Annotated in this window: 8 protein-coding genes; 4 read left to right on the plus strand and 4 right to left on the minus strand. The window is 68.8% G+C overall.

Features of this window, described 5'->3' with window-relative positions; genetic code table 11:
- Positions 1 to 851 (plus strand): NADP-dependent isocitrate dehydrogenase (locus tag V7D28_RS11290; protein ID WP_333587485.1); only part of this gene is annotated, 851 nt, incomplete at its 5' end.
- A 10-nt stretch (positions 852 to 861) separates the two neighbouring features.
- On the opposite strand, the gene V7D28_RS11295 is transcribed toward V7D28_RS11290, so the two are convergent.
- Entirely contained in the window at positions 862 to 2,154 is a 1,293-nt protein-coding gene (locus tag V7D28_RS11295) for a DUF2254 domain-containing protein (protein ID WP_333587486.1), read from the minus strand.
- Positions 2,155 to 2,287: 133 nt separating this feature from the next.
- On the opposite strand from V7D28_RS11295, the gene V7D28_RS11300 reads away from it, so the two are divergent.
- The 3 genes from V7D28_RS11300 to V7D28_RS11310 are packed head-to-tail and all read left to right on the plus strand — an operon-like array spanning position 2,288 to position 4,303.
- Positions 2,288 to 2,899 (plus strand): DUF2939 domain-containing protein, encoded by a 612-nt coding sequence (locus V7D28_RS11300; protein WP_333587487.1) that lies wholly within the window; start codon positions 2,288 to 2,290, stop codon positions 2,897 to 2,899.
- Between the two features lie 4 nt (positions 2,900 to 2,903).
- Positions 2,904 to 3,824 (plus strand): AEC family transporter, encoded by a 921-nt coding sequence (locus V7D28_RS11305; protein ID WP_333587488.1) that lies wholly within the window; start codon positions 2,904 to 2,906, stop codon positions 3,822 to 3,824.
- 59 nt (positions 3,825 to 3,883) lie between these two features.
- A complete protein-coding gene (locus tag V7D28_RS11310; protein WP_333587489.1) occupies positions 3,884 to 4,303 on the plus strand; it encodes a VOC family protein in 420 nt (139 codons plus the stop codon).
- Positions 4,304 to 4,423: 120 nt separating this feature from the next.
- Here the strand turns inward: V7D28_RS11310 and alaS are convergent, their stop codons facing one another.
- The 3 genes from alaS to V7D28_RS11325 form a co-directional block, all read right to left on the minus strand.
- Positions 4,424 to 7,069 carry an alanine--tRNA ligase gene (gene alaS, locus V7D28_RS11315; protein WP_333587490.1) on the minus strand — a complete coding sequence of 882 codons (2,646 nt, stop codon included), beginning with the start codon at positions 7,067 to 7,069 and terminating at the stop codon, positions 4,424 to 4,426.
- A gap of 250 nt (positions 7,070 to 7,319) precedes the next feature.
- Positions 7,320 to 8,387 (minus strand): recombinase RecA, encoded by a 1,068-nt coding sequence (recA, locus tag V7D28_RS11320; RefSeq protein ID WP_333587491.1) that lies wholly within the window; start codon positions 8,385 to 8,387, stop codon positions 7,320 to 7,322.
- A 141-nt stretch (positions 8,388 to 8,528) separates the two neighbouring features.
- Positions 8,529 to 8,767: flagellin (locus V7D28_RS11325; RefSeq protein WP_333587492.1), on the minus strand; the 239-nt coding region annotated here is incomplete at its 5' end.

Consider the following 8,767-nt stretch of genomic DNA (forward strand, 5'->3'; position numbering starts at 1 on the left):
TGCCGGGCTGGACCCAGCCGATCATCGTCGGCCGCCACGCCTTCGGCGACCAGTATCGAGCCACCGACTTCCTGGTGCCCGGCAAGGGCAAGATGACCATCCGCTGGGAAGGCGAGAACGGCGAGAGCATCGAACACGAGGTGTTCGACTACACCGGCTCCGGCGTCGCCATGGCCATGTACAATCTCGACGACTCGATCCGCGAGTTCGCCGAGGCCTGCCTGGCCTATGGCCTCGACCGCAAATACCCGGTCTATCTCTCCACCAAGAACACCATCCTCAAGGCCTATGACGGGCGCTTCAAGGACATCTTCGCCGAGATCTACGAGACCAAGTACGCCGAGCAGTACAAGGCCGCCGGCATCGTCTATGAGCACCGCCTGATCGACGACATGGTGGCCTCGGCCCTGAAATGGTCCGGCGGCTTCATCTGGGCGGCCAAGAACTATGACGGCGACGTGCAGTCCGACCAGGTGGCTCAGGGCTTCGGCTCGCTGGGCCTGATGACCTCGGTGCTGATCACCCCGGACGGCAAGACCATGGAGGCCGAGGCCGCCCACGGCACCGTCACCCGCCACTACCGCCAGCACCAGCGCGGCGAGAGCACCTCGACCAACTCGATCGCCTCGATCTTCGCCTGGACGCGCGGCCTGGAGCACCGGGCCAAGCTCGACGGCAACGAGGCTCTGGCCCATTTCGCCAGGACGCTGGAGCAGGTCTGCGTCTCCACGGTCGAGAGCGGCTCGATGACCAAGGACCTGGCGCTGCTGGTCGGCGACACCCAGGGCTGGCTGACCACCGAGGGCTTCATCGACAAGGTGGCGGTGAACCTGGAAAAGGCCCTGGCCTGATCCCAGCGGTTCAGAGCAAGGCGAAGCCGGCGCGCCGCGCCGGTCCGCCCTGTTCGGCCACCTGACGGAAGCGGCGGTGACGCAGTGACAGGTCCTTGAGGTCGGACCGGTTGGCCAGGTTCCGCCGTCCGTCCGCAAGCACCAGATCCGCGTGGCGCCGCAGGGCCTTGAGTCGCGACGGCCGGCGCTCCTGCTCGGCCACGAGGGCCAGGACGTCCAGCATGCGGATCAGGACGGCCGGCGCCGTTGCGCCGCTTTGGCGGATCATGTCGAACATGGCGGCGGTCAAACCCTCATAGTCCGTGGTCGGTCGCACCAGCACCGGCGTTCCATCGCGCATCGTCACCCCGTTGGGCAGGTGGCGGCGGGAGACACGGCAAAGGGCCGCCCCCAGCTGATCCAGCACGGTCATGGCGGTCATCGGGTCGTTGACCCCCGGCGACAGGGCGCGGACGGCCACCTCCACCAGCTGACGGACGCTGTACTCGAGGTCGCCGCTGGCCGAGCGGCGCCCGCCCACGGCGGTGGCGCGATTGATCACCCGAGTCGCCCCGTCCACCGGTGCGGACACCAGGGCGAGGACGCCCCCCGGCGTCAGGAAGTCGCCGTGCCGGACCAGCAGGCGGACACATATGCCTTTGGCGCAGGCCCAGTCGGCCAGGGCGGCCTCGTCGATCTGCTGCAGATATCCGTGGCGGTCATCGCAGATCGGGACGGCCTTGGACCAGTCGACATCCTGGCGGGGCGGCGGCTCCGGGGCCTCCTCGGTGAGATCGTCCAGGGCGCGGAACAGGTCCCGGCGCACGAGTTCGATGACCGTGTCGATGTTGATCCGCGTCGAGATATGCTGGACGAAATAGACCAGCAGCGCCACGCACAGGAGGGCCAGCACCATGGCCCCGGCGAGGGCGATCTGAGGGACGAAGACGTCGTCATCGCCGCCCCTCACCTGGCGCAGCACCAACAGCGCATAGGCGAACGCGCCGAGAAAGACCCCCAGGGTGACCTGGTTTCCCCGGTCGCGGGTGAAATTGTCGAGAAGCCGAGGCCCCATCTGGCTGGAGGCCAGGGTCAGGGCCGCGATGGTGATCGAGAACAGGGTTCCGGTCACCCCGATCGTGGACGAGGCGATGGCGCCCAGCAGGGTGCGGGCCCCCGTCTCGCCGCCGCTGTACAGATGCGCCTTGAGCCAGTCGGGTCCCCAATCGGCCGTGTCGGCCCGGATCGCCACCTCCGCCGCCCCCAGACCGGCCAGCACCAGCAGGGCGGGCAGCACCCAGAAGGTGTCCCGCAGGTCGATCAACAATTTTCGCAGCCGCGCCCACATGGCCAAGCTAACGCTTGAGCAAGCCAAGCCGCTCCCGAGGCGCCTGCGGTGGTGGCGAGGCGATCGGCCGCGTGTTAACCCTAGCCGGGCGGCAGGGGGCTTGTGGATGATGCGCGGGCAGTTTTTCAGGCTTGTTCTGCTCGGGCTTGCGCTCTTCGCCCTGAGCTTCGCCGCCGCCCCCTGGTTCGCCTTTCGCGCGCTCAAGGCCAACGCCCGCGATCAGGATGTGGCGGGCCTGTCCCAGCAGGTGGATTTCCGCGCCCTGCGCGCGAGCCTGCGCGATCAGGTGCGCGCACCGGAGGCGCTCCCGACGCCGGGGCCGGCCGGCGCGCCCGATCCCTGGCGCGATCCTCTGGGCGCCATGCGCCGGGCCCTGGAGCCGCTCACCGAACCGCTGGCGCCCCTCACCGCCCCGCCGCCGCGGATCGAACCCTACCTCACGCCCCAGGGTCTCTATGACCTGGCCCGGGGCTACGAACCGGGAACCGCACCGCCCGAACCCCCGCCGCCGGAGGGTTTCCTCGCCCAGGCGGACGAAGCCATGCGCGACCCCCTGCCGTCTGTCCGCTTTTGGGGCCTAAACCGGGTGCGGTTCGCGGTCCACCCGCCGGAGCGGCCGGCGGAGGTGACGGTGCTGACCTTCCAGCGAACCGGGCTGTTCGACTGGAAGCTTGTCCATGTGCGCCTCCCCGAACGCATCGGGACTTCGGGCGGCGTCTGAAGTCTTGGACCTGATCGCGCGGATCGCGCCCTTCTTCGCCGTCATCGCCGTGGGCGCCCTGGCCGCACGGGCGGGCCTGCTCAACGCCAGGGTGGGGGGCTGGCTGTCGGCCTATACCTTCTGGATCGGTTTCCCCGCCCTGCTCATCCATTGGCTGGGCGCGCCGCCGCCGCCTGACGTGGGCCAGGGCCTTACCCTCGGCGCCTATGCCGCGGTCATGGGGGGCCTGATTGTCGCGGTCTGGTGGACCGGACGCCGCCTCGGCTGGGTGTCTGCGGAAGCCGCCGCCGGCCTGCCCATGGTGAGCGGGGTCGGCAACACCGCCTTTCTGGGCGCGCCCCTGGCCGTCGCGGTCCTCGGTCCAGGCGCGAGGCCCCTGGCCGCCACCCTGGTGGCGGTGGACTTCATCCTGCTCATGAGCCTGACCATCGCCATCCTCCAGACCGGAGCGGCCAGCCTTGGCCTGTGGCGCGCCCTGCGCCGCGTGCTGGCCAATCCCACTGTGCTGGGGGCGGCCGCCGGCCTGACGCTTTCCATCACCGGAACCCGGCCGCCGGCGGTGCTGGATCAGGGACTGGCCATACTGGCGGCCACGGCCAGCCCCGTGGCGCTCCTGGCGCTGGGCGGCCTTATCGGGCGCGAGGGCGCCCTGCCCCCGCGCGACGACCTGCCAGTCCTGACCCTGGCATTGATGACCAAGTTGCTGCTGGCGCCCCTGCTGGTGTGGGCGGCCCTGGGCGTCGCCGGCGCAAGCCCGGAGATGCGCGCCTGCGCCACCCTGCTGGCGGCGTGTCCCACCGCGGTCAATGTGTTCATCCAGACCCGGACCATGGGGGTGTTCGCGCACGGGGCGGCCCAGGCCATCGTCGCCGGGACGGTGTTGAGCGGCCTCACCCTGACCGCGGCGGCGCACTTCCTCAGCTAGACTGTTCCTGCTATGTTCTATTTCAGCCCTGCGGGGCTTGAGGATGGGAGAACAGAAAGATGAGCAATTCACCGCCGCCCGCCGGGCAGGCCCTGGGTTATGTCACCCTGGGGGCGGACGACCACCCGGCCGCCCAGGCCTTTTATGATGCGGTGCTGGGGACCTTGGGGCTCAGCCGCCTGCACGAGTTCGAGGGCTGGACCGGCTATGGCCGGGCGGGCGAAACCGACGGCCAGTCCATCTGGATCTGCAAGCCCTTCGACGGCGCCCCGGCCCGCGCGGGCAATGGGGTTATGGTGGGATTCAACGCCCCGACACCGGAAGTCGTAGACGCCTTCTACGCTGCGGCCATGGCGCACGGCGGGGCTGACGAAGGGGCGCCCGGCCTCCGGCCCCACTATGGCGAGGGCTGGTACGCCGCCTATGTCCGCGACCCTCAGGGCAACAAGCTGGCCTGCGTGCGCCCGCCGCCGGGCTAGAGTGCGTTCCGATAAGTGGGAACCGGTTATCGGTTCACAACGCGCGTCCAACAAGACGTCGGGACCGTGACCCGATTTCCGTGAAATCGGATCACGGTCTCATGACCTCGCCGGGCGGGATCAGCCGGCGATCATGGCCTTGATCGCCGCCAGGCCCGCCTCGGCCTTGGCGCCGTCGGGGGCGCCGCCCTGGGCGAAGTCCGGTCGGCCGCCGGCGCCCTGGCCGCCCATGGCCACCACCGCGGCCTTGGCCAGATCGGGGGCGGCGAACCGCCCGGCAGCCGAGCCGGTCACCGCCACGGTGACCGCGGCCTTGCCCTCGGCGACCCCGATCAGAGCGATGATCCCGTCGCTCACCTGCTTCTTGAACTCCTCGGCGATGGGACGCAGGTCCTTGCCGCCGACACCGTCCATGATGCGGGCCAGAACCTGGACGCCGCCGATGTCCTCCGGGCCGGCGGCGGCTCCACCGCCCCCGCCCATGGCCAGCTGGCGCTTGGCCTCGGCCAGCTCCTTTTCCAGCTTGCGGCGCTGGGCCTCGAGGGCCTCGACCCGGGCGCCCACCTCGGCCACGGGAACCTTGAACTGCTCCGCCAGGGCGCGGGCCACCTGGGACTGGTCCAGCAGCCAGCGGCGGGCCGCTTCGCCGGTCAGCGCCTCGATCCGCCGAACCCCGGCGGCCACGCCGCCTTCGGAAACGATCTTGAAAAGGGCGATGTCGCCGGTGCGCGCCACGTGTGTGCCGCCGCAAAGCTCCACCGAATAGGCGCCGTCCCCGTCCAGGGCGTGGCCCAGGGTCAGAACCCGCACCACGTCGCCGTACTTCTCGCCGAACAGCGCCATGGCGCCGGCCTCGATTGCCTCCTGAGGAGCCATGTCCTTGGTCTCCGCCGGCAGGTTCTGGCGGACCACGGCGTTCACCTCGGCCTCGATGCGATCAATCTCGTCCAGGGTCAGGGGGGCCCCGTGGCTGAAGTCGAAGCGAATGCGTTCGCCGTCCACCATCTGGCCCTTCTGGCTGACATGGGGGCCCAGCACATTGCGCAGGGCGGCATGCAGCAGGTGGGTGGCCGAGTGGTTGGCCCGTGTGGTGGTGCGGCGCTCGGCGTCGACAGCCAGCCGCACCCGCGCCCCGGGGACGAGCTCGCCGTCCGCGACCTCAAGCACGTGCACGTACAGATCGCCGGCCTGCTTCTGGGTGTCGAGGATTCGGCCATGGCCGCCGTCCCACTCCACTTCGCCGGTGTCGCCGGCCTGGCCGCCGCTCTCGCCATAGAAGGGGGTGCGATCAAAGAGGACCTGGCCTGAGACGCCCTTGGCTAGCCGTTCGGCCTCGGCGCCGTCCACCACGATGGCGAGGGTTTCGGCCGTCGCCTCAGTGGTGTCATAGCCCACGAAGTCGGTGGGACCCAGGCGGTCACGCAGGGCGAACCACTCCGCCGCGGCGGCCACCTGGCCCGAGCCGGTCCAGGCCTCGCGCGCCTGATCCTTCTGGCGCTTCATGGCGGCGTCGAAACCTTCGAGGTCGACGCTCACGCCCTTGGCGCGCACCGCGTCCTGGGTGAGGTCCAGGGGGAAGCCGTAGGTGTCATAGAGCTTGAAGGCGGTTTCGCCCGGCAGGACGCCGCCCTCGGACAGGCCGGCGGTGGCCTCTTCCAGCAGGCTCATGCCCCGGCCCAGGGTGCGGCGGAAGCGCTCTTCCTCCTGGCGCAGGGTCTCGGCGATGACGGGCTCGGCGCGACGCAGCTCGGGATAGGCCTCGCCCATTTCCTCCACCAGGGTGGGGACCAGGCGGTGCATCAGGGGTTCGGCCGCCCCCAGAATGTGGGCATGGCGCATGGCCCGGCGCATGATCCGGCGCAGGACGTAGCCGCGGCCCTCGTTGGAGGGCGAAACGCCGTCGGCGATCAGGAAGCTGGTGGAGCGCAGGTGGTCGGCGATGACCCGGTGCGACGGCACGGCCGCGCCTTCGGCCTTGACCCCGGTGGCCGCCTCCGAGGCCGCGATCAGGGTTCGGAAGAGGTCGGTCTCATAGTTGGACTTCACCCCCTGGAGGATGGCCGCCATGCGCTCCAGCCCCATGCCGGTGTCGATCTGCGGCTTGGGCAGGGACCGTTCGGTCCCGTCCTCGAAGCGCTCGAACTGCATGAAGACGAGGTTCCAGAATTCCAGGAACCGGTCGCCATCCTCATCGGGACTGCCCGGAGGGCCGCCGGCCAGGTCCGGCCCCTGATCGATGAAGATCTCCGAACAGGGTCCGCAGGGGCCGGTGTCGCCCATGGACCAGAAGTTGTCGGCCGTGGCGATGCGGATGATCCGGTCGTCGGAGAAGCCGGCGATCTTCTTCCAGAGGTCGGCCGCCTCATCGTCGGTGTGATAGACCGTGACCAGAAGCCGGTCCTTGGACAGGCCGAACTCCTTGTGGATGAGGGTCCAGGCGGCCTCGATGGCGCCTTCCTTGAAATAGTCGCCGAAGGAGAAGTTCCCCAGCATCTCGAAGAAGGTGTGGTGGCGGGCCGTATAGCCGACATTGTCCAGGTCGTTGTGCTTGCCGCCGGCGCGCACGCACTTCTGGGCCGACACCGCCCGGGGCGCAGGCGGCGCAGCCGCGCCCACGAAGTAGTTCTTGAACGGGACCATGCCGGCGTTGACGAACATCAAGGTCGGATCGTCCTGCGGCACCAGCGGCGCGGAGGGGACGACCAGATGGTCCTGGCCCTTGAAGAAGTCGATGAAGGCGCTGCGGATCTGGGTGAGGCTCGTCATGGCTTGCATATAGGCGCGGGGCAGCCGGGCTGCTCGGGGAGGTTTCGGCGTCGTTTAAGGGAGTTGCGGCCCTGCGCCAAAGAAAAAGGACGCCCCGGCGCGGGCCAGGGCGTCCACCTCCGAGAGGATGACCGCGTTGGGGTCCGGAGAGCGGATCGGACGCAAGTCGGCGGGGGCGTCCGGTCCGGGCGGTCACGGCCCTCCCTCGGAAGACCTTCGGCCGCCAGCCCGCAGGGGGCCGGCGAAGGCCTTAATCGTCCTCGGGCTCGGGTCCGCCCACGAGCAATTCTTCCTCGATCTTGGAGGTCGCCCCGCGGACGGCCTTCTCGATGGCGTCGGCCACGTCGCGATTGGCCTTCAGGAATTCGCGGACATTGTCGCGGCCCTGGCCGATGCGCTGGCTGTTGAAGGAGAACCAGGAGCCGGACTTCTCCACCACCCCGGCCTTGACCCCGAGGTCGATGATCTCGCCCAGCTTGGAGATGCCTTCGCCGTACATGATGTCGAACTCGACCTCGCGGAACGGCGGGGCCACCTTGTTCTTCACCACCTTGACCCGGACATTGTTGCCGACGATCTCGTCACGCTGCTTGACCGAGCCGGTGCGGCGGATGTCCAGGCGCACCGAGGCGTAGAACTTCAGCGCATTGCCGCCCGTGGTCGTCTCCGGGCTGCCGTACATCACCCCGATCTTCATGCGGATCTGGTTGATGAAGATGACGAGAGTCTTGGCCTTGGAGATGGAGGCGGTGAGCTTGCGCAGGGCCTGGCTCATCAGCCGGGCCTGAAGACCGGGCAGGCTGTCGCCCATCTCGCCTTCGATTTCCGCCCGCGGCGTGAGCGCCGCCACGGAGTCGATGACGATCACGTCGATGGCGCCGGAACGCACCAGGGTGTCGGTGATCTCCAGGGCCTGCTCGCCCGTATCGGGCTGAGACACCAGCAGGTCGTCGAGATTGACCCCCAGCTTGTGCGCGTAGGAGGGATCAAGGGCGTGCTCGGCGTCCACGAAGGCTGCGGTCCCGCCGGCCTTCTGCACCTCGGCGACCACGTGCAGGGCGAGCGTGGTCTTGCCCGAGCTTTCCGGCCCGTAGATCTCCACGATCCGCCCCTTGGGCAGACCGCCGATGCCCAGCGCCAGGTCCAGGCCCAGGGAGCCGGTGGAGTAGGATTCGATCTCGACGATCTTGCCCTTCTCGCCCAGCTTCATCACCGAGCCCTTGCCGAAGGCCCGATCAATCTGAGACAGCGCCGCCTCGAGCGCGCGCTGCTTATCGCCTTCTTCTCGTCCCACCAGTTTCAACGCCGACTGTGCCATGTGAAGGGACCCCTTATCCCATGATTCCCACCGGACCCTGCGGGCGATGCCCTGATCCGGCGGCGAGGACTCAGTCGTACTCTCTTTGTTCCATGTTCGCAAGATGTTCCGCGCAGGCGTCGTAGACCGCCTGACCCAGACTTAGCGCAGGATGTTCAGCAGCGAGCTTTCCTTGAGGGCGATAAAGACCTGTGCGGCGGCCTGCACCGAAATCTGCGCCTGCTGCAGGTTGGACACCGCCTGGGTCATGTCGGCGTCGACGATGTCGCCGATCATGCCCTTGATGCTGTTGGTGCGCACCACGAGATCTTCCTTCACCGAGCTCAGGCGGCTTTGCAGCATGCCGTTGCGCCCGGCGGCGTTGATCTGCTCGCGATAGA

Source organism: Phenylobacterium sp., from assembly GCF_036723115.1.
Classification (GTDB): Bacteria; Pseudomonadota; Alphaproteobacteria; order Caulobacterales; family Caulobacteraceae; genus Phenylobacterium.